Below are 24654 nucleotides of genomic sequence, written 5' to 3'. Positions count from 1 at the left end.
GCGCGGCAGGCCTCAGGCGCGGCAGGCCTCAGGCGCGGCAGGCCTCAGGCGCGGCAGGCCTCAGGCGCGGCGCTCCTGGAGGCGGCGCTGCTCGGCGCGGACCTCGGCGAACGACTCCCGCTCGCGGACCAGCCACTCCGGCGGGTCCGCGGCGAGCGCCTGGATCTCGGCCGTCGTGAGCGCCTCGGTGACGCCGCCCCGGGACAGCCCGCTGTTGGACACCCGCAGCCGCGCGGCGACCACGCTGCGCGGGTGCGGGCCGTCGCGGCGCAGGTCGGCGAGCCACTGCGGCGGGTTGCGCTGGAGCTCGTCGAGCTGCTCCCGGGTGACCGGGCCGGCCCGGAACTCCGGCGGCGTCACCGGCAGGTAGACGTCGAGCTTCGCGGCCGCCGTGGCGGGCTTCATCTCCTGGGGCTGCTTCGGCTTGCTCACCCGGCCAGGGTAGCCGCACGCCGGCCGGTACCCTGACGCCGGTGGAGAAGTTCCGGCTGGTCGTCGTGCCCGGGGTCGTCGTCGACCGGTGGGCCCGCACCTGGGCCGAACGCCGCCCCCAGATCCGGCTGGAGCTGGTCCCGGCGGAGGCCGCCGACGCGCCGGGCTACCTGCCGGACCGCGCCGAGGCGGGCCTGATCAGGCCGCCGGTGGACCGCGACGTGCTGCATGCCATCCCGCTGTACAGCGAACAGACCGTGGTCGTCGTCCCGCGCGACCACCTGCTGGCCGCGGCCGACGAGCTGACCCTGGCCGAGGTCACGGCCCTGGAGGAGCCGCTGCTGCGCCCCGCGGATGAGGTCCTCGCACCGCCCGGCGGCGATCCCGGGGCGCCGGCGGACCGCCCGGCCACGACGGCGCTCGCGATGGAGCTGGTGGCCGCCGAGGCCGGCCTGCTCCTGGTCCCGATGTCCCTGGCCAGGCTGCACCACCGCCGCGACCTGACGTACCGCCCGGTGACCGACGCCCCGACGTCGTCGGTCGTCCTGGCCTGGCCGCGCGACGCCCACACCGACCTGGTGGAGGAGATGATCGGCATCGTCCGCGGCCGCACCGCGAACAGCACCCGCGGCCGCGACGTGCAGCCCCCGAAGCGGGCCCGCCGCCGCTGACGGGCTGCCGTGCTTCCCCCGGTGAGCGGACCGGCATAGATTCGCGGGTATGCGCATCGGGGAGCTGGCAGCGCGGACCGGGGTGAGTGTGCGCTCCATCCGGTATTACGAACAGCAGGGCCTGCTGGTGTCCACCCGCACCGGCAGCGGCCAGCGGGTGTTCGCGGAGGCCGCGGTCGAGCGGGTGCGGCTCATCCAGCGGCTCTTCGACGCCGGGCTCAGCAGCCGGCGGATGTTCGAGCTGCTGCCCTGCATGAGCGACCCGGACATCCGCACCCCGTGGCTCGCCGACAAGCTGCGCGCGGAGCGGGAGCGGATGGTCGCCGAGATGGCCGAGCTGGCCCGGACCGTGGCCGCGCTCGACGTCATCGTCGAGGAGATGACGGTCACGGCGGCTTGACGCTGACACCGGTGTCAGCTCCTAGCGTCGGGACATGACCGCCTGCCTGACCACCCATCTGCCGGTCGAGCCCGTGACGTTCGCCGGCCTGCCGCTCGCCTCCCGGTTCGTGATGGCGCCGATGACCCGCGCGCAGTCGCCGGGCGGGGTGCCGACCGCGGCCGTCGCCGCCTACTACGCGCGCCGGGCCGCCCACGGCGTCGGGCTCGTCGTCACCGAGGGCGTGCTGGTCGGGCACCCCACCGCGAGCCACGAGGACGCGGTACCACGGATGACCCCCGGCCCCGCCGAGGACGGCTGGCGGCGGGTGGTCGACGCGGTCCACGACGCGGGCGGGCGGATCGCCGCGCAGCTGTGGCACCTCGGCAGCCTGCGGGAGCCGGTGGACGGCGTCACCGCGTGGACGCCGTCCGGGGTGCGCGAGCCGGGCCGGCCGGCCACGCACGCGATGACCGAGTGCGACGTCGACGAACTGCTGGCCGCCTACGTCGGCGCGGCGCGGGTGGCGGCCCGGGCCGGGTTCGACGCGGTCGAGGTGCACGCCGCGCACGGGTACCTGCTCGACGAGTTCCTCTGGCCGTACACCAACCGCCGCACGGACGCGTTCGGCGGCTCCCCGGCCCGCCGCGCGGCGTTCCCGGCCGAGGTCGTGCGGGCCGTGCGGGCCGGGTTCGGCCCGGACCGGCCGGTGATCGTGCGGTTCTCGCAGTTCAAGGAGCGGGCGTTCGAGGCCCGGATCGCCGAGAGCCCGGCCGAGCTGGCGGTCATCCTCGGCGCGTTCGCGGAGGCGGGCGCGAGCGCGCTGCACGCCTCGCAGCGGCGCTTCTGGGAGCCGGCGTTCGCCGGATCCGGCCTGAACCTGGCCGGCTGGGCGAAGCGGCTCACCGGCCTGCCGGCGATCACCGTCGGCTCCGTCGGGCTGACCCGTGACTTCCTCACCGGCGCCGGCCCCGCGTCGGCGGCCGGGCTGCTGGAGCGCCTCGCCGGCGGCGAGTTCGACCTGGTGGCGCTGGGCCGGATCCTCCTGGGCAACCCGGCCTGGGTGACCGACGCCGCGGCCGGGCGGCTCGACGCGATCGCCGACTACCGCAAGGCGCACGAGGACGTGTACTTCTAGCGGCTAGGCCTGCTGCAGTGCCCGGCGGATGGTGGCCGCGACCACCTCGGGGTCGCGACGGTCGTGCAGGACGAGCACGGTGGAGCCGGAGGCCGCGGCCGACTCGGTGAACAGCGCGATCACCTGGGCCATGGCCGCGTCGAGCTCGGCGGCGGGCTCGGCCGTGTCGCGGCGCAGCCAGCGGCGCAGGACGTGGTTGTGGGCAGACACCACGGCGGCGGCCATGAGCTCGGCGCGCAGGGCCGCGCCGGGCTCGGGGGCCATCCGGCCGGCGATGAACTCGCGGAACAGCCGCTGGTAGCGCGCGACGCTGGCGATCTCCCGGTCCCGCAGGACGGCGATCCGGCTGGTCAGCGCGTAGCGGTGGCGGGCCCGGTCGGCCTCCTCGATGTAGTGCAGCAGTACCAGCCGGACGGCCTCGACGACCGCCACGAGGGCCGAGCCGGCCGTGGAGGTGGCCAGGCGGTCCCGGACGTCGGCGATGAGCCGGTCGTGGTCCGGGAAGATCACGTCCTCCTTCGACCGGTAGTGCCGGAAGAGCGTGGTGCGGCCGACGCCCGCCCGGTCGGCGATGTCGTCGACGGTCGTCTGCTCGTACCCGCGCTCGTCGAACAGCTCGAACGCCGCGTCGACCAGCCGCTCCCGTACCCCAGTCCCGTTCACCGTGCCATCCTCGCGCATCGTCGCGGCGACCTGTTGCCTCGCGTCTGTGGTATCTAGTACCGTCCGAATGGTACTCGGTACCGCCGCACCGGGTCCGGGTCCCACGCTGGGAGGGCTCATGACCATCACGACCACCGCCGGCACGCTGGACATGTCCGGCCTGTTCGACACCCCCGAGACCGTCGACGCCGTCGAGATCGCCGAGATCGCCGAGATCGCGGCGTCGCCGCAGTTCGAGACCGTCACCGCCGAGCGCCGCACGGTGCTCTACCGCGAGGGCGACACCGGCGACTACCTGTACGTGCTGCTGTCCGGCAAGGTGAAGCTCAGCCGCAGCGCCAGCGACGGCCGCGAGTGCCTGCTGTCGCTGCTCGGCCCGGACGAGCAGTTCGGCGAGCTGGAGGTCATCGACGGCGGCCCCCGGGTCACCACCGCGACCGTGGTGGCGGACGCCCGGCTGGCCCGCCTCGGCCGCACCGCGCTGCACCGCTGGATGGCCCAGCGCCCGGACGTCGCCGAGCACCTGCTCCAGGTCGTCGCGCGGCGCATCCGCGGCAACCGGGCCACGGTCGACGACCGGCTGTTCAGCGACGTCTCCGGCCGGGTCGCCGGCCAGCTCATCCAGCTCGCCGACCAGTTCGGCGTGGCCGAGGAGGGCGGCACGCGGGTCGTGCACGACCTCACCCAGACCGAGCTGGCGCAGTACGTGGGCGCCTCGCGCGAGTCGGTGAACAAGGTCCTCGCGCAGTACGCGAGCCGCGGCTGGGTCCGCCTCGAGAACAAGTGCATCGTCATCCTCGACAACGCGCCGCTCGCCCGCCGCGCGCAGCACAAGCGCCGCCGTTGATCGACCGTGCTGGAATGGCGGGATGCGGCTGCTGACCCTCAACACCCTCTTCAAGGGTGACGTCCGGGCCCGACTGCGCGCCCTCGCGGCGCACCTCGCGGCGACCCCGTACGACGTGGTGTGCCTCCAGGAGGTGCTGACCCGCGGCGGCGCGCGGCTGCTCGCGGAGCTGGCGCCGGCGTACACGCACCGGCGGTACCACGGAATCCCCATCCTGAAGGGTGGGCTGGTGCTGCTGTCGCGCCGGCCCGTCGTCAGCTGCTCGTTCACCCGGTTCCCGGTGACCGGCCCGGCCCGCCCGGAGCGGCTCATGCGCAAGGGGGCCCAGGTGGCCGTGCTGGAGACCCCGGCCGGCCGGCTGGCCGTCGTGAACACGCACCTGTCGGCCAACCGCGACGACGACTGGTCCCCGGCGAACCGCTGGACGGCGGTCGCGCGGGCCGAGCTGACCCACCTGGCGGGGGCGGTGGCGGCGCTGGACCCGGCGATGCCGGTGGTCGTCACCGGCGATCTGAACGTGCCCCGCGACGCCGCCGTCCTGGCCGACTTCCGCGCCGCGACGGGCCTGACGGACGCGATGGCGGGCGACCCGCGACCGACGTACCGCCCGACCCCGCAGTGGCCCGCCCCTCCCGCCTTCGACCACGTCCTGGTGCGCGGCGCGACGGCCGCCTGCCGGCTGGTCTTCGAGGAGGAGCGGGTGCCGCTGCGGGACGGGCGCTCGGTGTACCTGTCCGACCACTACGGCATCGAGGCCGACCTCACCCTCTCCGCCGGCTGAGCGGGCCCGGGCCGGCCGACGTCGCCGCGCCCCGGCCACCAGGCGGCGTGCCCGAGCAGTGCGGTGAGCGACGGCACCAGGAACATCGACATCACGAACGCCGACAGCATGATGCCGGCCGCCACCGAGAACCCGATCTGCTGCAGGAACGAGACCGGGGCGAGGGCCAGCACCGCGAAGGTGCCGGCGAGGATCAGGCCGGCCGCGGCGACGGACGGCCCGGCGTGCCGCACGCCGAGCGCGGCGGCGGCGCGGGGCTCGTGGCCGGCCCGGGCCTCCTCGCGCAGCCGGGCGATCATCAGGATGTTGTAGTCGGTGCCGATCGCGAGGACGAAGAGGTACAGCACGATCGGCAGCTGGAAGGTCACCCCGGGCCGGCCGGCCAGGCTCTGGAACAGGTAGATGGCCGAGCCGAGGGTGGCGGCGAAGTTGAGCAGCACCGCGAGCACCAGGTACAGCGGCGCGACGACGCTGCGCAGCAGCAGGGCGAGGATGACCGCGATGAGCAGCGCCGCGACGGGCAGGATCACCGACAGGTCGCGGTTGTTGGCCGAGTTGATGTCCGCGTAGATCGCCGTGGTGCCGCCGACCAGCACCCGGGTGCCGGGCGGCGCGACGGCGTGCAGGTCGTCGCGCAGGTGGTCGTGGACCAGGGTGATCGCCTCGTTGGACGCCGGGTTGACGTCGAGCAGCAGGGCGAAGCGGGCCACGGTACCGCCGGATGCCGTGACCGGCGGCTGCACGCCACCGACCCCGTTCACGGTCGCGGCGGCCGCGGCGAACTGCTCGAGCTGCGCGGGCGTGAGCCTGCTCCCGTCGCTGGTGGTCAGGTACGCCTCGGTGGGGTCGAGCGCGCCCTGCGGGAAGCCGCGCTCCAGGTCGGCGGCCGCCCGGGCGGACTCGGTCGTGCTCGGGAAGCCGGCCGCGAAGTCGTAGTCCGCCTTGAACAGCAGCGCCCCGCTGGCGAGGGCGACCAGGACCAGGCCGGAGGCGACGGCCGTGACCGCGGGCCGCCGGCCGACCGCCGCGCCGATCCGGGCGAAGGCGGTGCCCTTCGGCTCGCGCCGCCAGGCCTTCGACGGCCAGAACGTCGCCGGCCCGATCAGGCTGACCAGCGCCGGGATCAGGGTCAGCCCGGTGACCAGCATGACGAAGACGGCGATGGCGAGCGCCGGGCCGAGCGACCCGAACCCGCCGAAGGTGGCCAGCAGCAGCACCAGGAACGCGACGATGACCGCCGCGGCGGCCGACGTGATCACCTCGCCGACCCGGGCGACCGCGTCGACCATGGCGGTCTTCCGGTCCGCGCCGGCGCGCAGCCGCTCCCGGTACCGGAACAGCAGGAAGAGCAGGTAGTCCGTGCCGATGCCGTAGAGCACGATCAGCAGCAGCGTCTGCAGGCTCTGGTCGACGTGGAAGCCGAACAGCTTGCCGGCCGCCGCGATGAGGCTCGACGAGACCTGCAGCACCACGCTGATGACGACGATCGGCAGCAGCGCGGCGATCGGGCTCCGGAAGATGATCAGGATCAGCACGATGATGAGCGCGAACGTGGCCGCGCCGACGACCGCGAACGCGGTGTTGAAGGTGTCGTTGTTGTCGACGACCTGGGCCACCTGCCCGGTGACCCCGGCGCTCAGCCCGGTGCCGGCCAGGTTGCCCGCGATGGTGTCGCGGGTCTTCGTCACCGCGTCGAGCTGCCCCCGGCTGTCGGTCAGGGCCGCGGTGATGGGCACGTTGACCAGCTGGACCAGCCGGTTCGGCGCGACGGCCGGCGGCCCGGTCACCGGCTGCCCGATCCCGGCGATGTGCGCGTCGCCGATCGCCGTGGCGAGCGCCCCGACCCGCTCCTGGTCGGCCTCGGTGAGCGGCGCGCCGTCGGCGCGCTTCACGACGACGATGGCGTTGGACGTGACCTGCTCGGGGAACGCGGTTCTGGCCAGGTCCATCGCCTGTACCGACTCGTAGCTGCCGGGCAGGAAGCTGCCCTGGTCGCCGCTGGTGATGTCGGACAGCCCCGGCAGCAGCCCGATGACGAGCAGGGCGCCGACCACCCACCCTCCGATGACCCACCAGGCCCGTTTGACGACAAACCGCCCCCACCGCTCGAACATGACGTGTCCTCCCCACGGTTCGCCCGCGCCGATCGACGCGAGCGGTGCCATAGTGGCACACTGATGGCACCACAGCAATGCCATCTGACACAGATTGGCACCACAAAGGCACCAAGTGGCACGGGACACAGGGCCGCCGCATTGGGACTCGCCGCCCGACATTTCGGATATCTGCGGCGCCGCTCGGACCCGCGCGGCCGTCTCATGATCAAGGGAAACTTCTGGTCGTCCTGGCAGCCAGGAGCTTCCCTTGATCATGGCCGCGACAGCGATGGCGCCGGGCCGCCATCGGCGAACACCCGCGCCTTCGGCCCTGGCGGCGCAGTCCTTGATCGATGGCGGCTGCTGGTCGCCATGGCAGCCAGAACTCGCCATCGATCATGAGGCGGTCGGGGAGGGTGGGTCAGACCTCGATGTGGGAGCCCATGATGACCGTGCGGTCGCGGGGCAGGTTGAAGTGCTCGGCCGCGTCCGCGGTGATCAGCGAGGTCGCGATGAACAGGCGCTTGCGCCACGGGGCCAGCGCCGGGTCGGGGCCGGCGCGCAGTTCGATCTTGGACAGGAAGTACGACACCTGGTCCAGTTGGAGCTCGCCCTCGGTCGCCTCCGGCTTGAGCAGGCGGAGCGCGGCGGGGACGTCCGGGCGCTCCACGTAGCCGAAGCGCACGCTGACGTGGACGATGCCGTCGTCGGCGTAGCCCAGGTCGTCCGACACGAGGCGGTCGGCGGGGGCGACCCGCGGTACCGGCTCCGTCTCGATCGACATGATGATCACGTGGTCGTGGCGGACGTGGTTGTGCTCCACGTTGTCGCGCAGGGCGAGCGGGGCCGTCTGGCTGCCGCGGTTCAGGAAGACCGCCGTGCCCGGGACCCGGATCGTCAGCGCCGGGTCGCTGCGCAGCTGCTCGATGAACGCGCGCAGGGAGCCCTCGCGGCGCTGCCGCTCGGCGGTGACGATCTGGCGGCCGCGCTGCCAGGTGGTCATGATCGTGAACGCGGTCAGGGCGATGAGCAGCGGCAGCCAGGCGCCGTGGACGAGCTTGGTCAGGTTGGCCCCGACGAACAGCAGGTCGACGAGGAGCAGGGCGGCGGCGCCCACGCCGAGCAGCCAGGGCGCGGCAAGCCGGCGCTGGCGGGCGACGTAGAAGAACATCAGCGTGGTGATGGTGATCGTGCCGGTGACGGCCATGCCGAACGCGTACGCGAGGGCGGCCGAGCTGCGGAACGCGAAGACCAGCGTGAGCACCGAGACCATGAGCAGCCAGTTGATCCACGGGACGTAGATCTGGCCGATCGTCGACTCCGAGGTGTGCGTGACCCGCAGCCGCGGCAGGTAGCCGAGCTGGGCGGCCTGGGAGGCCACGGAGTACGCGCCGGTGATGACCGCCTGTGAGGCGATGACCGTCGCCGCGGTCGCCAGGACGACCAGCGGCAGGCGGCCCCAGGACGGCGCGAGCAGGAAGAACGGGCCGCTGATGTGGGCCGGGTCGGCGAGGATCAGCGCGCCCTGGCCGAGGTAGCTCAGCACGCAGGCCGGCAGGACCAGGCCCAGCCACCCCCAGGTGATGGCCCTGCGGCCGAAGTGGCCCATGTCGGCGTACAGCGCCTCGGCCCCGGTGACCGCGAGCACGATCGCGGCCAGGGCGAAGAACGCGACCTCGAAGTGCCCGGCCAGGAACCCGATCGCGTACGTCGGCGAGAGCGCCCGCAGGATGCCGGGGTGCCTGGCGATGCCGCCGATCCCGCACACGCCGATCGTGACGAACCACAGGATCATGACCGGCCCGAACACCCGGCCGACGGCCGCGGTGCCGCGCCGCTGGACCAGGAACAGCGCGACGATGATCACGGCGGTGACCGGCACGACGAGCTCACCGAGCGACGGCTGCACCACCTTGACGCCCTCGACCGCCGACAGCACCGAGATCGCCGGCGTGATCATGCTGTCGCCGAAGAACAGCGCGGCCCCGAAGATGCCGAGCCCGGCGAGCACGGCGCCGGTCCGCCGCCCGGCCGGGCCGCCCCAGCGCCGCACGAGCGTGATGAGCGCCATGATGCCGCCCTCGCCGTCGTTGTCGACGCGCATGGCCAGCAGTACGTAGGTGACCGTGACGATGATCATCACGGACCAGAAGACGAGCGAGACGACCCCGAAGACGTTGGCGGTGCTGACCGGCACGGGATGCGGGTCGGCCGGGTTGAACACGGTCTGGAGGGTGTAGATGGGGCTGGTCCCGATGTCTCCGAACACGACCCCGAGCGCCCCGACCACGATCGCCGGCCGCACGGCGCCCGCCCGCTGCCGACCCGTCACCCAGCGGACATTACCCCTCTGTGCCCGCGGCACATCACGGTAGTCCGCGCGAGGTCACCCGGGGTGATTCGGCGGGTGAGATCGGGCGGGTTCTCCTTGCACCTTGAGACATCCACACACATCGTGGACCGGACGCCGTCACGCCCCTCAACCGGACGGTCGCGGGCCGAGGATCCGGCCGCGGCCGCCCGGTGGAAGCCCATGTCTGCTTCGACGAAAGGCCATCGGTAGTGCGCCGCGCCAGCAAGCCCGAGCCGTACCTGCCCGAGCCGCCCGGCCGCAACGAGAAGTTCCTCTACTACGGCGCCCAGAGCCGGGGCGTCTTCGCGTTCTCCGTCGCGTCGTTCCTCGGCGTGGCCTACGGCCTGGTGCAGCTCGCGCTGAACAACTGGTGGACCGCCGGGCTGTTCATCGTCGTGGGCTTCCTGACCGTCACGGTCGGCGTCTCCATCGTCTCGTCGACCCGCCGGCGCCGCTCGAACATCGACGAGCACCGCGAGCGGGTCGCGAACTGGCGGCCGCCGGACGAGCTGCCCACCGTCGACGTGTTCGTGATGACCGCCGGGGAGCCGATGCACGTGCTGCGCAACACCATCATGCACGCGGCGACCCTCGACTGGCCGGCCGACCGGCTCACCGTCTACGTGTGCGACGACTCCGGCCGGGCGTCGGTGCGCTGGCTCGCCGAGCGGTACCACGCCGTCTACCTCTGCCGGCCCGACCGCGGCCGGATGAAGAAGGCGGGCAACCTCAAGCACGCGTTCGAGCACTCCGACGGCGACTTCATCCACGTCTTCGACGCGGACTTCGCGGCGCGGTCCGACATGACGCGGGAGATGCTGCCGTACTTCGACGACCCCGCGACCGGGATCGTGCAGACGCCGCAGTACTTCGACGTGGCCCACCCGCGGTTCAACTGGCTCCAGCGGGCGGCGGCCGCCACCCAGGAGCTGTTCTACCGCTGGATCCAGCCGGCCCGCGACGGCGTCGACGCGGCGATCTGCGTGGGCACCAACGCGCTGTACCGCCGCACGGCCCTGCAGAAGAGCGGCGGCTTCGCGCAGATCGGCCACAGCGAGGACGTGTGGACCGGGGTGCGGTTGAAGCTCGCCGGGTTCGGCACCCGCTACGTCCCGGTCATCCTGGCCAAGGGCATGTGCCCGGACAACCTCGACGGCTTCGCCAACCAGCAGTACCGCTGGTGCACCGGCTCGATGTCGCTGCTCGCCGACCGCGAGTTCCACCGCACCCGGGCCCTGTCGCGGCGGCAGAAGCTGTGCTTCTGGACGGGCTTCCTGTACTACATCGCGACCGCCGTCACCACGTTCACCGGCCCGGTGCCGCTGCTGCTCATGGTGTGGTGGTTCCCGGACCAGATCCGGCCGATGAACTACTTCTCGCTCGCGGGCACGGTCCTGGTCTGGCTCGTGGTCATGCCCCTGCTCACCGACGGTCGATGGACTCCCGTGGTACTGCGGGTGCAGGCCCTCATCGGCTTCTGCCACGCGGTCGCGATCTGGGACGCCCTGCGCGGCCGCACGGCCGGCTGGGTGGCCACGGGCGCGGCCCGGCACACCCCGACGGCCCGCCGGGTCCTGCGGCTGGTCCGCTGGTGGGTGCTGCCGACCCAGCTCGCGGTGTGGGCCGGCATCGGCTGGGGCGTCGCCGCCCACGACTGGCGCGACTACTGGGTCACCGTGCTGTTCGCCCTGCCGGCCGCGTGGTTCCTGCTGCCGCTGACGCTCGGCCGGTACGCGCTGCCGGCGGCCGACCCCGACCCGGACCCGGAGCCGGCCGACCGCACGGTCGTCACCAGCGCCGAAGAGGTCCTCGCCGCGGCCCGCCGGGCCCGCCTCGCCGCGCGGGTGACGGTATGAACGTGCGCAGAACCGTGGTGCTCGCGCTGGGCGCGATCGTCGTCATCACCCTTGCCGGGCTCGCCGGCCGCGAGGCCGAGCGGCCGGCCCCGCAGTCGCGCGACACCGGCGGTACCGCCGCACCCGCCAGCCCGGCGGCGAGCCCGGCGACCGCCGTGGCCAAGCCGGAGGACGTGCTGCGGGACGGGCCGGTGTTCGGCGTGAACGCGCTGCACACCGACCCCGCGTCGGTCGAGAAGGTCGCGACGGCGACCGGCTGCCGGCCCGGCTGGGTCGAGGTGTTCAGCGCGGTCACCGGCGGCGTGTCGGCCGCGCAGCTCGCCGCGCTGCCCGGCGTGCCGCTGCTCGCCCTCGAACCGTGGCAGGACGGCAAGGTCAACGACCCGCGCTGGACCCTCGCCAAGACGATCGACGGCAGCCACGACGCCGAGTACCGCCGCATCGCCGCCGAGGTCCGCGCCTACGGCCGGCCGCTGCTGCTGCGGTTCGCGCACGAGATGAACGGCGCCTGGTACCCGTGGGGCCCGGTCGGGAAGAACACCCCGGCGCAGTACCGCGAGGCCTGGCGGCACGTCGTGGCCCTGTTCGACGCGGCCGGCGCCACGAACGCGCTGTGGGTCTGGTCGCCGAACATCGTGCGCGGCGCCGTGCGCACGCCGATCCGGGAGTTCTACCCCGGCGACGACGTCGTCGACTTCGCCGGCCTGACCGGCTACGGCGAGTTCGAGGCGAACCCGGACGCCACCTACAAGTCCACATTGGACCAGCTCGACAAGGTGACGAAGAAGCCGCTCATCCTCACCGAGGTGGGGGTGCGGCCGAGCAAGGCGAAGACCGGCTGGCTGAAGGCGTTCGGGCCGTGGCTCAAGGCCCACCCGCGCATCGTCGGCTTCGTGTGGTCGATGCGGCCGCCCGGGCAGGGCTCGCGGTACGACTGGCGCTACGACGACAGCCCGGCCAACCTGGCCGCGTTCAAGGACAGCCTGCGGCAGGGGGGCGTGGCGTGCTGACCGTCTCCGACCGGCCGGCGATCGCCGGGCGGCGCCGGGCCGTCCCGGCCGACACCCCGCTGCCCTGGCCGCTGCTCGCCCTGCCCGTCGTGCTCACGCTCGCCACCGGGTTCATCGGCGCCCGGAGCCGGCAGCTGTGGCTCGACGAGTACGCGACGTGGTGGGCGGCGACGCTCGACCGGCGCGACTTCGGCACGCTCATCGGGCACCTCGACACCGTGCAGGCGCCGTACTACCTGCTCATGCACGAGTGGATCCGACTGTTCGGCGACTCGCCGCTGTCCCTGCGCGTGCCGTCGGTGCTGGCGATGGCGGCCGCGACCTGGTTCGTGGTGCGGATCGCGACCCGGGTCTACCAGCCGGCCGTCGGGCTGCTGGCCGGCTGCCTCATGTCGGCGGTGCCGTTCATGGGCCTGTACGCGCAGACCGCCCGCCCGTACGCGTTCGCGGTCATGTTCGCCTCCGGCGCCACCCTGGTCCTGGTCATGATGCTCGACGGCGCCCGCCGGGGCTGGTGGGCCGCCTACGCCCTGGCGCTGCTCGGCGCCGGGGCGGTGCACCTGGTCGCGCTCATGGTGCTGCTCCCCCACGGCCTCGCCGTGCTGTGGAGCGTGCGCCGGGAGGGCGGCCGGCGGGGCCTGGTGGCCGGGTGGGCGGTCGCGTCGGCGGCGACGCTGCTCGCCCTGTTGCCGGTGGTGATCCGGGGGTACCAGCAGCAGGGCCAGATCGGCGGCGGCGCGCGCGGCTTCGACGAGGCGCTGTTCCTGGTCGTCTACGCGTTCCGCAACGACCTGGCGGCGGCCGCCGTGGTGTGGTTCGCGGTGCTCGGGGCGTGCCTGGTCCCGGCCGCCCGCAGCCGCGTCATCGCCCTCGTCGCGTGGGCCGCGTTCCCGTACGCGCTGGTGATCCCGGCGATGGACGTGCTGAACCTGGCGTCGCTGCGGTACCTGCTGTTCGCCCTGCCGCCGTGGTTCGTCCTCGCCGCCGCGGCGCTGTGGCGCACGGCGACGGCGTGGCCGCCGGGCATCGCCCGCCGGGCCGGCGTCGCCGTGCTGGTCGGGGTGTTCGCGCTCATGGTGCCGGGCAACGTCGAGCTGCGGCAGGACCCGCTGCTCGGCTACCCCGACTACCGGGCCGCCTCCGCCGCGTTCGCCGGCGCGAAGTCGACGGACGGGCTCGTCATCGCCGGCGACAACGACGCGATCCTGCACCCGCACATGCCGGCCTACTACCTGCGCCCGCGCGGCATCGAGCTGCGCGGCGCGTTCCTGGCCCAGGACCCGCGGGAGGCCGGCAACTACGACGGCGCGCGCTGCGAGGACCTGCGCGGCTGCCTGCTGCGCTTCGACCGGGTCTGGCTGATGACCACGGCCCGCAGCGACGACCCGTTCGCCGAGATGGACGCGGCCGAGGCACGGCTCCTGCGCGACGAGTTCTCGGTGGCGCGCATGGAGGAGTACGAGGGTGTCCGGGTCCTGCTGCTGGTGCGGCCCGCACCAGCAGCAGGACCACCTGCGACCTAGCTGACCAGCTTCCAGGGCCCGTTCTTGTCGCCCGGCTTCTGGTTGCGGGTGTACCACTTCGCCTCGTACACGTGGTTCTGGTACGTCACCCGGTCTCCGGCGTTGTACACCCGCGTCGGCGTCCACGCCGCCGGGCCGCCACCCGGCGGCGGCGGAGCGATCTCCTCCCACGGGCCGTTCGGGTCGCCCGGCGCCTGGTTGCGGGTCCACCACATGGCGCGCCACTGCTTGCCCTGGTACGTGGCGTACTCGCCGTTGTTGAAGATCCGCGACGCGGTCCACAGCGCGGCGCCGTCCTCGGCCATGGCGATCTCCTGCCACGGACCGGTCGGGTCGCCGGGCTTCTGGTTCTGCGTCGCCCAGGCCGCCTGGTACACCTTGCCCTGGTAGGTCACCCGGGCGTTGAACTTGTACTGGGTGGTTGCGGCCCACGCCGGCGGCAGGTTCACCGTGACGGCGACGCCGGCCTCGGCCGGCTCGTAGCCGTCGGCGCCGAGGTAGGACGCGGTCAGGTTGTGCACGCCGCCGGACAGCCCGGCCGGCAGGGCGAACGTCGCCCGGCCGTTGGCCAGCGCGGCCCGGCCGCGCACGGTGCTGCCCTCGCGCAGTTCGACGGTGCCGGTGACCGGCAGGCTACCGGCCGCCACGGTGACGTCGACCTTCGCCGCGGTACCCCAGTCGACCGGCGCGGCCGTCGCCGTCACCTGCGGCTTCGCCTTGACCGTGCGGAAGACCGCCGGCTGAGCCACCGCCGCGCCGCCGTCGGCGCTCGTCGCCGAGACGATCCAGCCGTACGACGTGGCCGGCGCCAGGCCGGACCAGGTGACCGTCGCGGTCCCGTTCGCCGTGACCTCCTGCTGCGCGATCGTGCCGCCCGGCACGTACAGCGCGAGGGAGTCGGTGGCGAACGACGTCTTGCGGCTGGTGAGGTCGACCGGCAGGGTCAGGTTGTCCTCGGCCCCGTTGTACCGCGGCTTCGTCTGGCTGCCGTCGGCCCGGATGTCGTACTCGGTCGCCCCGAAGTTGTTCAGGAACGGCGAGTACGTGTCGATGTGCACCTCGGCCCGGTCGACGTCGAACTGCAGCAGCCGCAGGAAGCTGGCGCCGAACTGGAGGCGGTCGGTGGCCTTGTGGTCCACCGTGCCGTCGCCGTTGACGTCGACGTTGCCGTTGGCGTCGACCCGCCCGGGCCACAGGTCACCGGCGGACACCGTGTAGAACTGGTAGTCCGCCAGCAGCTCCACGACGTCGTGGGTGACCGTGACGCCGACCTTCGACTTCACGTTCGTGCCGACGCCGTGCTCGTGGCCGGCCAGCACCAGGAAGACGTTCGGGTTGGCCTCGACGACCTGCTTGTAGAGGGGCGAGCCGTCCGGCGCCGAGAAGTCCGCGCCGCGGCCGTCCGGGTTGACCGACGGCTTCAGGTAGTCGTGCGACAGCAGGATGCCGTTGCGGTCCTTGTACCGCTTGAACACCGAGTCGGCCCACCTGGCCTCCTGCGGCGTCACGCCGTACGACAGGCCGACCGCGACGAAGTCCAGGCCGCCGGCGGAGAACAGCACGTAGTTGTTCTGGTTGTCCCGGCCGGGGATGACGCTGCCGTCGGCCGCGACCTGCTCGTCCCAGGCGTGGTACTCGGTGCCCGCGGGCCACGTCTTGGCGACGCCGTAGTAGCGGTCGGCGCTGAACGTCCTGCTGAACCGCGAGTCGGGACCCGTCTCGGCGCCCAGCTGGTCGTCGTGGTTGCCGGCGATGACCTGGTTGACCACGCCGTTGTCGTCGAGCACCTTCTGGTACTCCGACGCCGCCGCGAGCTCCCGCTCGACCTGCTCGTTGAGGCCGGGCCGCAGCAGCGTGCCGTCCGGGTTCTTCGCGAGCGGGTCGTAGTAGTCGTTCTCGATGATGTCGCCGGTGTGCGCGGTGTACGCGATCTTGCGTCCCTCGCGGTTGTCGGCGATCCACTGGGTCGTGCCGCGGTACGCCGCGGCCCAGATCGCCTGCTCCTCGGCGGCCATCACGTCGGAGGGCTCGGCACGGCCGTCCCAGTCGTCGTAGGTGCCGCCGGCCGCGCCCTCGCTGAGGTACTGCGTGTCGGTGAAGTGCGCGAGCGCGAAGTCGTAGGTGGCCGGGTCCTCGAAGCGGTCCTTGTCCTGCTGCGCCGTGGCGTCGCGGGGCGACAGGTCGTCGGCGAAGGGGTCCTCGCCGGTGACCAGGACGTGGACGGTACCGCCGTCACGGTGCTCGGCGCCGACCGGCGCGGCCAGCACCGTGGTGTGACCGGCCTGCCCGCGGGCGCTGGTGAGCACCGTCCAGCGCTTGGCCGCCGGGTCCCACACGCGCAGCGCCACGACCCGCTCGGGGTCGATGCTGCCCTCCCACCGCAGGATCGGGTCCGGCGCGGCGCCGACGCTCAGGTCGTAGCGCTGGAACACCACGTCACGCCCGGACGGTGTGTCGATCGTCCGGCCGTCGAGCGGGTGGAGCGACTCCAGCTGTACCGCGGCGTCGTGGGCCACGTCGAGCGTGGTCGGCACCGACGTCGCCGTGCCCTGGTAGCCGCCGGTCGGCAGGACCTGGTCGGCCCTGGTGAAGGTCGCCGTGAGCGGCACGCCGGCCGGGCCGGGAATCTTCGCCGACAGCGTGGCGGCCGGCGCGTTGGGGTCGCCGACGGTCGCGGTCAGCTCGGACGGAACGTCCGGGATGCTCGCGCTGGTGAAGTGGATCTCCCGGGTGGCCGCGTTGCCCAGCACGTCGGCCGCGGTGACCGCGATCGTGTGCGCGCCGGCGGCCAGCCCGCGGCCGATCAGGTCGCCCTGCGCGACGACCTTGCCGTCGAGCGTGATCACCGGCGTGCCGGCGACCCCGGAGGCGTCCTTGACCTGGACCACGAGCGCGACGGTCGACGTGAGCCGCTGACCCTCGGCCGGCACGCTGTCGGCCACCTCCGGCGCGGTGTTGTCGACCGTGAACCGCCGGGTCGAGGTCTTGTCGCCGACGACGGCCGTGATGCTGTGCCCGCCGTCGCCGAGCTTGGTGGTGTCGACGTCGGCCCGCCGGCCGAGCGCCGGCAGCGCGCCGCCGTTCTCGGCGGTGACGTCGAACAGGACGGTCTTGGTGAGCACGCCGTTGTTGCTGCTGCCGCAGGTGCCGTCGCCGATGTACACGGTCACCGGCTGGCCGGCCGGGTAGCTCGCCGAGCCGATCGTCACGGTGTTCCCGGCGATCTCGCGGCTCAGCAGCGTCGCCTTCGCGCCCGCCGGGGCGAGCTGGAAGTCGCGCAGCGTGAAGTCGTCGTAGTTGTCGCAGCCGCCGGCCTTGGCGCTGCCGTGGTCGCTGCCGGCGACGAACTCGACGACGTTGACGCCGGGGACGAGCCACTCGTTCGGGAACGTGAGGTCGGCGACCTCCTTCTCCCAGATGCCGAGGTTCAGCGGGATGCCGTTGATCCGCACGACGTTGTCGAAGCCGCTGTCGGCGCCGTTGCCTCCGACGAACGCCCGCAGGTGGGCGTCGGTGCCCGCGCCGAGCGTCTCGACCGTGCGGATGGTCGGGGCGTCCGCCACGTCGAAGTGGAACTCGGCCTCCTTGTTGGCGCCGCAGGTGCCGTCGCCGAGGGCGAGGGAGGCGGCGGTCGTCGCCTCCCTCGTCACCGCGCCGCTCGTGGCGGTGGTGACCAGGTACGTCGGGCCGGCGGTGACCGTCCCCGACGTGCCCAGCGTGAGGCTGACCGACGCCCGGGTGACCCGGAAGTCGTCGTGGTTGGCGCAGGTGGCCCCGCTGAGGGTGCCGTTGTAGTCGCCGGTCTTGAGCAGGATCGTGTTGTCGCCGGGCTTGAGGTACCGGTGCGGGATCCTGAGCGTCGCGGTCTCGGCGCCGGTGACGCCGGAGTCGCCGCCGAGGTCGACCCGGTTGCCGTTGACGAGCAGGTAGTTGTGGTACTTCGCCTCGGCAGAGTTGCCGGCCTCGACGGTGAGCGCGAGCGTCGCGGTGCCGGCCGCGAGGGACTCGGCGTTCTCGGCCGGGCTGCCGTCGATCGCCAGGGACTGCACGCTGCCGACGCCGGGCGCGCCGGTGAGCGCGGCGATGACCGGCCGGGTGCCGCGCACGAGCGAGCCGTCTGCCGGGGAGATCTTCGGGGCACCGGCGGGCGCGTTGTTCACGGCGACGAGCGCCTGCGCGGTGGCGCCGGACCTCGTGGTGGCGACGACCGTGTGGGCGCCGTTGTCCAGCGTGCCGGTGTCGAGGTCGACGCCCAGGCCGGCGGTCGAGCCGGGCTCGCCGGACACGACGAACGTCAGGTCCTTCACCAGGAGGTTCTTGGAGCTGCCGCAGGTGCCGTCGCCGAAGCTGTAGCTGAAGGCGTTCTCCTCGCCGTCGGCCACGACGCCGAGCAGGCTCAGGGCGAGGCTGCTCAGCGGGAAGTCGTCGTAGTTCGGGCAGCGCAGGCCCTCGCCGAACGGCAGGGTCTCGACGCCCACCGCGCCGGCGTTGGTGGTGTCGACCCAGTTCGCGCCGGCGTGCACGGTGATCGTGTTGACGCCCGCGTGCAGCCAGGCGCCGGGGAACTCCAGGGCGCCGCTGCGGCCGCCGGGGATGTCCGGGAAGTAGACCCGGTCCGCCTCGGCGGTGTGGTCGTTGACGGTGATGTAGTTGTGGTAGCGGGCCTCGGTACCGTTGCCGCCCATGTCGAACGCGAAGCGCGCGGTGCCCTTCGTCGGCGCGGCCCCGACGGCCTTGCCGTCGACGGTCAGCGCGACGACGGAGTCGTTCTCCACGGTCGGCTCGGCCTCGACCCGGACGCGCCCTTCGAGGGTCTGCCCGTCGCTCAGGTTGAGCACGGGCGCGCCGCCGGTGAGCGGCGGTGCGTTCTCCGCGACGGCGTCCGTGGGCACGGACCCGCCGGCGAGGACGACGGCGAGCGCGATCGGGAGCGCCCGCCGTAGTCGGTGCCTCATGGTTCTCCTTATGTGACGGTGACGAGGTGCATCGCGGCGAACGCGACGATGCCGGCGCCGAAGACGGTGATGCCGCCGGCGGCGAGGACGGGGGCCACGCGGGCGGCGGCGTGGAGGCGGGGGGTTCTGGTGAGGACGGTGCGGCCGGCGATCGCGAGGACGCCGACGCCGAAGAGGACGACGGCCATGCCGGCGCCGAAGGTGAGCACGAGCAGCAGCGCGAACCCGGCGCGGCCGACGAACAGGCCGGTGGCGAGGACGAGGAACGCGGCCGGCGAGGGCGTGAGCCCGCCGGACATCCCGAGCAGCACCAGCCCGGGCTTCTTCACCTGGCCGTGCTCGTGCTCGTGTTCATGGTGGTGGTGGTCGTCATCGCCGTGATGGTGGTGGTGATGACGACCGTGCATGTTGCGGCGGATCAGCCAGATGCCGGTGCCGATGACGAGCAGGCCCGCGACGAGCTGGAGCCAGCCGGTCAGCTGCTCCATCCGGACCAGGTCGGACAGCGAGAAGAACGTCCACGCGACGCCGATGGCCAGCACCGACACGGTGTGCATCGCGGCGACCGTGCCGCCGAGCCAGGCGGCGTCGCGGATGCGGCCGCGGGAGCCCGCCAGGTACGCCGCCGCGAGGCTCTTGCCGTGCCCGGGCCCCAGCGCGTGCCCGGCACCGGCCAGGAACGCGAACAGGAACGCGAGCGGCGCGATGCCGGGGGCATTGACAAACTCCTGCAGCCTGTCGCTCATGCGGCCTCCGCTTCGCTCCGGCCGCACGAGTTCCAAACTGGGCCCATGATGAGCGGCCTCCTCCGCTTCGCTCCGGAACCGCTCATGCCAACGCCCTCCTGCGCCGCATCCGACGGCTCACCAACCACGCGACGGCGACCGCGACGAGCACGGCGACGACGACGGCGGTGAGCTGGATCACAGCGGCACGCCCGGACGCGGGTGCGGATGCCGGTGCGTCGCCGAGCGGCCAGTCATGGGACTCGGCACCCTGCCGGTACACGGTCCGCTGCCCGTCGGGCCCGGTGGCGAGGGTCTGGTAGGCCGGATGCAGGTCGGTCAGCGTCCGCACGGCGACCGACGCGGTCCCGACCGGCCCCGGGCAGGCGTAGTCGATCGTCACCCCACGCCTGGCGAGGTCCTCGACCGGCTGCAGCACCCCCGGGCAGGCCTGCTCGCCGGTCCGGACCGTGATCCGTTCGAGGAGGTACGTCGCGAAGGCGGGCGCGGGTGCGATCGCGGCCGCGTCGGCGTCGCGGTAGAAGACGGCGCCGTCGAGCATGACCCGGTCCTGCGGCAGGATGCCGAGCGACACCCCCAGCAGCGTGAGGTCGTCCAGCCCACCGACCCGCCAGCGCACCCGGACGATCTCCGGCCGGCCGTCGGCGAGCCCGACGGCCACGGCCTGCGGATCCCCGAACGGGTGCGCGGCGGCCGTCCCGGGAACGGCCAGTCCGGCGAGGACGACGACCGCGAACACGCAGGCCGCTCCCCGCCACCGCCGACGTCCACGCGGGGCCAAGGTCAACGCTCCGTACTAGAGGATCTTGGTACGGGCTGAGTCTGCCGACCGTTGGCCAGCGGGAGGGAACACCCGGATGAACATTGGGGACGAGCGTTTTTGTCACAGGACTGTCATGATTCAACGGTAATTCGGCCATATCGGTCGGGGACAGTGGGCCAGTTCGGCATGACCATGAGGAGGGTTCGACCGGTGGACGCGGAACGCACAGCACTGCCAGGCATCGGGTTGCGGCACGAGTTCGTGACCGCCAAGGGCCAGCACGCGGCGGTGGTGTCGCACGTATCGGGACGGCGGGACATCGTCCTCTACGACCCCGACGATCCGGACACGGTCGTGGCCACCCTGGCGCTGAACACCGACGAGGCCAACGGCGTCGCCGAGCTGCTCGGCACCGCGCGGATCGTCGAGCGGCTGGCCGACCTGCAGCGGCAGGTCACCGGGCTGGTGACGGCGCAGGTGCCGATCATCGCCGGCTCGCCCTACGACGGCCGCTCGCTCGGCGACACCCAGGCCCGCACCCGCACCGGCGCGTCCATCGTGGCCGTGATCCGGGCCGGGCAGATCCTGGCCAGCCCGCGGCCCGACTTCGGGTTCATCCCCGGCGACCTCGTCGTCGTGGTGGGCACGGCAGACGGCACGGCAGCGGTCTCCAACATCTTCTCCAACGGCTGACCGCGCATGCACGGTGCCGTCGCGCTCATCGAGATCGGCGCGGTGATCCTCGGGCTCGGCCTGCTCGGGGCGCTCTCCGCCAAGTTCTCGATCTCCCCCATTCCCCTGTACCTGCTGGCCGGCCTCGCGTTCGGCAAGGGCGGCATCCTGCCGCTGGCCACGAGCGAGGAGTTCACCGCCACCGGCGCCGAGATCGGCGTCATCCTGCTCTTGTTCACGCTCGGCCTGGAGTACACCGCTCCCGAGCTCGTCGGCACGCTGCGGCACAACGCCGTCGCGGGCGTGGTCGACCTGGTGCTCAACGCGGCGCCGGGCGTCGCCGTGGCGCTGCTGCTGGGCTGGGGCCCGGTCGCGGCGGTCGCCCTCGGCGGCATCACCTACGTGACCTCGTCCGGTATCACCGCGAAGGTGCTCGCCGACCTGCAGTGGCTCGGCAACCGCGAGGTGCCGGTCGTGCTGTCGCTGCTGGTGTTCGAGGACCTGACGATGGCGGTCTACCTGCCGATCCTCACCGCGCTGCTGGCCGGCGTCGGGCTGATGGCCGGGCTGACCACGCTCGCGATCGCCGCGGCGACGATCACCGTGATCCTCATCGTGGCGCTGCGCTTCGGCCGCTACGTCGAGCGGTTCGTCAGCTCGCCCAACGAAGAGGTGCTGCTGCTCAAGGTGCTGGGCCTGACGGTGCTGGTGGCCGGCGTCGCCCAGCTGCTGCAGGTGTCGGCGGCGGTCGGCGCGTTCCTCGTCGGCATTGCCCTGTCGGGGCCGCTCGCGCACACCGCGCGGGAGCTGCTGACCCCGCTGCGGGACCTGTTCGCGGCGGTGTTCTTCGTCTTCTTCGGCCTGCACACCGACCCGAAGGCGCTGCCGCCGATGCTCGGCTGGGCGCTGCTGCTGGCCGCGGTGGGGCTGGCGACGAAGGCGGCGACCGGCTGGTGGGCGGCCCGCCGGGCCGGGATCGGCCCGCTCGGCCGGGCCCGGGCCGGGATCGCGCTGACACCGCGCGGCGAGTTCAACATCGTCATCGCCGGCCTGGCCGTGTCGGCCGGGCTCAACGACCGGATCGGCCCCCTGGCCGCGGCGTACGTGCTGATCCTCGCGGTCGCCGGCCCGATCCTGGCCCGGTCGCTGGAGCCGGTGGTGCGCTGGCGGCAGCGCCGGCGCGGCACCGAGCCGGAGCCCGTGGTCGAGCCCGCCTGATCACGCGGCCGCCTGGAGGGCGGCCAGGCCGGCGTAGTGGCCGCCACGGGCGAGCAGTTCCTCGTGGCGGCCACGCTCGACGATGCGGCCCTCGTGCAGCACGTGGATGACGTCGGCGTCGCGCACCGTGCTCAGCCGGTGCGCGATGACGATCCGGGTCTGCGGCAGGTCCGCGAGGCGCTCCTCGATGGCCGCCTCGGTGGCCGGGTCGAGGTTGCTGGTCGCCTCGTCGAGCAGCAGCAGCCGCGGCCCGGGCAGCAGCGCCCGGGCGAGGGCGACCCGCTGCCGCTGGCCGCCGGAGAGGCCGCCGCCGTCGACGAGCATCGTGTCGTACCCCATCGGCATCGCCGCGATGTCGTCGTGCACGGCGGCGGTCGCCGCGGCCGCGGCCACCCGGTCCAGCGGCGCGTCCGGCTCGGCGAGGGCGATGTTCTCCCGCACGGTGCCGGTGAACAGCGTCGGGTCCTGGGTCACGACGCCGCACTGGCGGCGCAGCGCATGCACGTCGAGCGCGGCGGCGTCGTGGCCGCCGTGCAGGACCTGCCCCTCGGTCGGGCGGTACAGGCCGAGCAGCAGCCGGGCCAGGGTGCTCTTGCCGGAGCCGGACCGCCCGACGAACGCCACCTTCTGGCCCGGTTCGACGGTGAAGTCGAGGTCGCGCAGCACCCACGGGCCGCGCGGGTCGAACCGGAAGCCGAGGCCCCGCACCGCGACCCGACCGTCGAGCGCGGGCACGGGGCGGCCGCCGCCCTCCGGTACCTCGGCCATGATGTCGTCGAGGCGGGCCAGGTGGGCCGGCGTCTGCTGCAGCTGCTGGAGGTTGTCCACGATGGACGTCAGCGGGGCGAGCGCGGCGGTGGCGAGCGCGGCGAGGGCGAGCATGGTGCCGAGGCTGAGCCGGCCGTCCAGCACCCGCTGCGCGCCGGCGAGCAGCAGCAGGGCCGGGGCGAGGTACTGCAGCGCCCCGAGCGCCGTCTCCAGCCCGCCGCGGACGAGGCCGTGCCGGGTGCCGGCGTTGAGCTGCGCCGCCAGCAGGTGGCCGAAGCGGCGCACGGCCCGCTGCTCGGCGCCGGCCGCCTTGAGCGTCTCGACGCCGCCGAGCGCCTCGATGAGCTGCGCCTGCGCCTTGCCGGAGGCGTGCAGCTCACGCTCGGCCAGTTCGGCGACCCGCCGGCGGGTGGCCAGCAGCAGGACGAGCTGCGCGGCGGCCAGGGCGGCGAGGCAGGCGCCGAAGACCGGATCGCGCCAGAGGACGAGGCCGAGGTACCCCAGCGCCAGCGGCGCGTCGAGCATCGTCGCCAGCACGTGCCCGGACAGGATCTCGCGCAGCGCCGACACGCTGTGCGTGCGCATGACCAGGTCGCCGGAGCCGCGGTCGGCGAAGAAGCGGTACGGCAGCGCGAACAGGTGCCGGACCACGCCGCCGGTGAGGTCGTCGTCGGCCCGTGAGCGCAGCGTCAGCAGCAGCGCGGTGCGCAGGAACCCGAGCACGGCCTGCGCGGCGACGGCGACGCCGGCGGCGAGCGCGAGCGGCACCAGCAGCCCGGCGGCGCCGGTGGGCAGCAGCCGGTCGACGAGCACCGCCGACAGTGCGGGCACGGCCAGCCCGAGCAGCTGGAGCAGCAGGGCGGCGAGCAGGATCTGGGCGAGGAGGCCGCGGTACCGCAGCAGCGCCGACGTCAGGAACTGCCGCCGCCACGGGGGCGGGCCGGGCGCGCGCCCGGGCCGGAAGTCCGGGCCCGGCTCGAAGCACAGCACGACGCCGGTGAACCCGTCCGCGAACTCGGCGTGGCTGAGCCGTCGCCGGCCGGAGACCGGGTCGAGCAGGTGCACCCAGCGCCGGCCCCAGCGCTCCAGGAGCACGAAGTGGTTGAAGTTCCAGTACAGCACGGCCGGCACCGGCACGTCCGCGAGCGCCTCGGGGGGCAGCGAGAAGGCCCGCCCGCGCAGCCCGTAGCCCTCGGCGGCGGCGACCAGGGCCTGCGCGCTGAGGCCGTCGCGGGACACCCCCAGGTCGGCGGTCACCTGCCGTACCGTGGCCGGAGCCCCGAAGTGGGTGAGCACCATGGCCAGGCACGCGGCACCGCAGTCGGCGGCGGCGACCTGGCGCACCTCGCGCAGCCGCCGCCTCACCGCGCCACCGCGACGAGGACGGCGGACAGGGCCGTCAGCAACGTCACGGCCGCCGCCCACAGCCCGGCGAACAGCCGGCCGGGCAGCACCCGCAGCCGCTCCGGCTCGACCCGGCCGGACTCGGCGTGCCGTTGCACGGCGGCGGCCAGGAACACGCCGTCGCGGGTCACGTTCACGCCGGCCCCCAGTTCCACTCGACCCGGGCCGCGGCCCGCCGCTCCTCCAGCCAGCCGGCGAAGAGTCGCCGGGAGACGCTGTCCCGCGTGGCCGGGCGCACCGCCAGGACCGTCAGGGGACCGGCCGGCGTGCCCGCCTCCGTGCCCGCCTCCGCGTCCGCCGGCAGGCCGAGCTCCGCGCGCGTCCCCGTGACGAACCGCGGTGCCGGGCCGCCGGCGGCGAACTCGGCGGCGGCGTCCGC

General features: G+C 73.5%; 20 protein-coding genes. 10 read left to right on the top strand and 10 right to left on the bottom strand.

Annotation, left to right across the window (positions count from 1 at the left end):
- Positions 1-60 precede the first annotated feature (60 nt).
- Positions 61-432, bottom strand: coding sequence for a DUF5997 family protein (locus ABZS66_RS46595; protein ID WP_354769476.1), 372 nt, complete (start codon positions 430-432; stop codon positions 61-63).
- Between the two features lie 41 nt (positions 433-473).
- Between ABZS66_RS46595 and ABZS66_RS46590 the strand changes: the two genes are divergently transcribed.
- The 3 genes from ABZS66_RS46590 to ABZS66_RS46580 are packed head-to-tail and all read left to right on the top strand — an operon-like array spanning position 474 to position 2620.
- Positions 474-1103 (top strand): LysR substrate-binding domain-containing protein, encoded by a 630-nt coding sequence (locus tag ABZS66_RS46590; RefSeq protein WP_354769475.1) that lies wholly within the window; start codon positions 474-476, stop codon positions 1101-1103.
- 49 nt (positions 1104-1152) lie between these two features.
- Positions 1153-1503 (top strand): MerR family transcriptional regulator, encoded by a 351-nt coding sequence (locus tag ABZS66_RS46585; RefSeq protein ID WP_354769474.1) that lies wholly within the window; start codon positions 1153-1155, stop codon positions 1501-1503.
- A 34-nt stretch (positions 1504-1537) separates the two neighbouring features.
- Positions 1538-2620 (top strand): 12-oxophytodienoate reductase, encoded by a 1083-nt coding sequence (locus ABZS66_RS46580; RefSeq protein WP_354769473.1) that lies wholly within the window; start codon positions 1538-1540, stop codon positions 2618-2620.
- Between the two features lie 3 nt (positions 2621-2623).
- Here ABZS66_RS46580 and ABZS66_RS46575 read toward each other — a convergent pair whose 3' ends face one another.
- On the bottom strand, positions 2624-3283 hold the full coding sequence (locus tag ABZS66_RS46575; RefSeq protein ID WP_354769472.1) for a TetR family transcriptional regulator: 660 nt from the start codon (positions 3281-3283) through the stop codon (positions 2624-2626).
- Positions 3284-3401: 118 nt separating this feature from the next.
- Between ABZS66_RS46575 and ABZS66_RS46570 the strand changes: the two genes are divergently transcribed.
- Positions 3402-4130: a Crp/Fnr family transcriptional regulator gene (locus tag ABZS66_RS46570; protein WP_354769471.1), complete on the top strand. Its 729-nt coding sequence runs from the start codon at positions 3402-3404 to the stop codon at positions 4128-4130.
- A gap of 22 nt (positions 4131-4152) precedes the next feature.
- Positions 4153-4911, top strand: a complete 759-nt coding sequence (locus tag ABZS66_RS46565) for an endonuclease/exonuclease/phosphatase family protein (protein WP_354769470.1) — start codon at positions 4153-4155, stop codon at positions 4909-4911.
- Here ABZS66_RS46565 and ABZS66_RS46560 read toward each other — a convergent pair.
- Both ABZS66_RS46560 and ABZS66_RS46555 read right to left on the bottom strand, forming a co-directional pair.
- Entirely contained in the window at positions 4872-7076 is a 2205-nt protein-coding gene (locus ABZS66_RS46560; protein WP_354769469.1) for an MMPL family transporter, read from the bottom strand. The two genes, ABZS66_RS46565 and ABZS66_RS46560, sit on opposite strands and share 40 nt — an antisense overlap.
- Before the next feature lie 352 nt (positions 7077-7428).
- On the bottom strand, positions 7429-9339 hold the full coding sequence (locus ABZS66_RS46555) for a potassium transporter Kup (protein ID WP_354769468.1): 1911 nt from the start codon (positions 9337-9339) through the stop codon (positions 7429-7431).
- 230 nt (positions 9340-9569) lie between these two features.
- Between ABZS66_RS46555 and ABZS66_RS46550 the strand changes: the two genes are divergently transcribed.
- Genes ABZS66_RS46550 through ABZS66_RS46540 form a run of 3 tightly spaced genes read left to right on the top strand, consistent with a single transcriptional unit; the run spans position 9570 to position 13749 of the window.
- Positions 9570-11216, top strand: coding sequence for a cellulose synthase catalytic subunit (locus tag ABZS66_RS46550; RefSeq protein WP_354769467.1), 1647 nt, complete (start codon positions 9570-9572; stop codon positions 11214-11216).
- Between the two features lie 2 nt (positions 11217-11218).
- The gene (locus ABZS66_RS46545; protein WP_354769466.1) at positions 11219-12226 is read left to right on the top strand and encodes a glycosyl hydrolase; all 1008 of its coding nucleotides are present in this window, start codon (positions 11219-11221) and stop codon (positions 12224-12226) included.
- Entirely contained in the window at positions 12220-13749 is a 1530-nt protein-coding gene (locus ABZS66_RS46540; protein WP_354769465.1) for a glycosyltransferase family 39 protein, read from the top strand. The genes ABZS66_RS46545 and ABZS66_RS46540 overlap by 7 nt, the downstream gene beginning before the upstream one ends.
- Here ABZS66_RS46540 and ABZS66_RS46535 read toward each other — a convergent pair.
- The 3 genes from ABZS66_RS46535 to ABZS66_RS46525 all read right to left on the bottom strand — a co-directional run bounded on the left by ABZS66_RS46535 (position 13746) and on the right by ABZS66_RS46525 (position 20189).
- Positions 13746-18704, bottom strand: a complete 4959-nt coding sequence (locus tag ABZS66_RS46535) for a carbohydrate-binding protein (RefSeq protein WP_354769464.1) — start codon at positions 18702-18704, stop codon at positions 13746-13748. The two genes, ABZS66_RS46540 and ABZS66_RS46535, sit on opposite strands and share 4 nt — an antisense overlap.
- A gap of 8 nt (positions 18705-18712) precedes the next feature.
- Positions 18713-19450 (bottom strand): sulfite exporter TauE/SafE family protein, encoded by a 738-nt coding sequence (locus tag ABZS66_RS46530; RefSeq protein ID WP_354769463.1) that lies wholly within the window; start codon positions 19448-19450, stop codon positions 18713-18715.
- An 82-nt stretch (positions 19451-19532) separates the two neighbouring features.
- Complete coding sequence (locus ABZS66_RS46525) at positions 19533-20189, bottom strand: hypothetical protein (protein WP_354769462.1); 657 nt, start codon at positions 20187-20189, stop codon at positions 19533-19535.
- 216 nt (positions 20190-20405) lie between these two features.
- On the opposite strand from ABZS66_RS46525, the gene ABZS66_RS46520 reads away from it, so the two are divergent.
- Together ABZS66_RS46520 and ABZS66_RS46515 are read left to right on the top strand one after the other, a co-directional pair.
- Positions 20406-20906, top strand: a complete 501-nt coding sequence (locus tag ABZS66_RS46520; protein ID WP_354769461.1) for a TrkA C-terminal domain-containing protein — start codon at positions 20406-20408, stop codon at positions 20904-20906.
- Between the two features lie 6 nt (positions 20907-20912).
- Positions 20913-22103, top strand: a complete 1191-nt coding sequence (locus ABZS66_RS46515; RefSeq protein ID WP_354769460.1) for a cation:proton antiporter — start codon at positions 20913-20915, stop codon at positions 22101-22103.
- On the opposite strand, the gene ABZS66_RS46510 is transcribed toward ABZS66_RS46515, so the two are convergent.
- The 3 genes from ABZS66_RS46510 to ABZS66_RS46500 all read right to left on the bottom strand — a co-directional run.
- Positions 22104-24236, bottom strand: a complete 2133-nt coding sequence (locus tag ABZS66_RS46510) for a peptidase domain-containing ABC transporter (RefSeq protein ID WP_354769459.1) — start codon at positions 24234-24236, stop codon at positions 22104-22106.
- Positions 24233-24412, bottom strand: a complete 180-nt coding sequence (locus tag ABZS66_RS46505; RefSeq protein WP_354769458.1) for a hypothetical protein — start codon at positions 24410-24412, stop codon at positions 24233-24235. The genes ABZS66_RS46510 and ABZS66_RS46505 overlap by 4 nt, the downstream gene beginning before the upstream one ends.
- Positions 24409-24654, bottom strand: a 246-nt coding sequence (locus tag ABZS66_RS46500; RefSeq protein WP_354769457.1) for a hypothetical protein, incomplete at its 5' end; no start/stop codon positions are given. The genes ABZS66_RS46505 and ABZS66_RS46500, both read right to left, overlap by 4 nt.

Origin of the sequence: Dactylosporangium sp. NPDC005572, from assembly GCF_040605515.1 — a bacterium.
In the GTDB taxonomy this organism is placed as follows: Bacteria; Actinomycetota; Actinomycetes; order Mycobacteriales; family Micromonosporaceae; genus Dactylosporangium.
Note: the sequence above shows the minus strand (reverse complement) of the source record. Positions and strands in the feature narration are given on the sequence as shown.

Coding starts and splice junctions, on each gene's coding strand:
- ABZS66_RS46565 (WP_354769470.1), top strand. CDS start 4,153: ATGCGGCTGCTGACCCTCAACACCCTCTTCAAGGGTGACGTCCGGGCC.
- ABZS66_RS46535 (WP_354769464.1), bottom strand. CDS start 18,704: ATGAGGCACCGACTACGGCGGGCGCTCCCGATCGCGCTCGCCGTCGTC.
- ABZS66_RS46515 (WP_354769460.1), top strand. CDS start 20,913: ATGCACGGTGCCGTCGCGCTCATCGAGATCGGCGCGGTGATCCTCGGG.
- ABZS66_RS46570 (WP_354769471.1), top strand. CDS start 3,402: ATGACCATCACGACCACCGCCGGCACGCTGGACATGTCCGGCCTGTTC.
- ABZS66_RS46520 (WP_354769461.1), top strand. CDS start 20,406: ATGAGGAGGGTTCGACCGGTGGACGCGGAACGCACAGCACTGCCAGGC.
- ABZS66_RS46560 (WP_354769469.1), bottom strand. CDS start 7,076: ATGGCACCGCTCGCGTCGATCGGCGCGGGCGAACCGTGGGGAGGACAC.
- ABZS66_RS46530 (WP_354769463.1), bottom strand. CDS start 19,450: ATGAGCGACAGGCTGCAGGAGTTTGTCAATGCCCCCGGCATCGCGCCG.
- ABZS66_RS46585 (WP_354769474.1), top strand. CDS start 1,153: ATGCGCATCGGGGAGCTGGCAGCGCGGACCGGGGTGAGTGTGCGCTCC.
- ABZS66_RS46580 (WP_354769473.1), top strand. CDS start 1,538: ATGACCGCCTGCCTGACCACCCATCTGCCGGTCGAGCCCGTGACGTTC.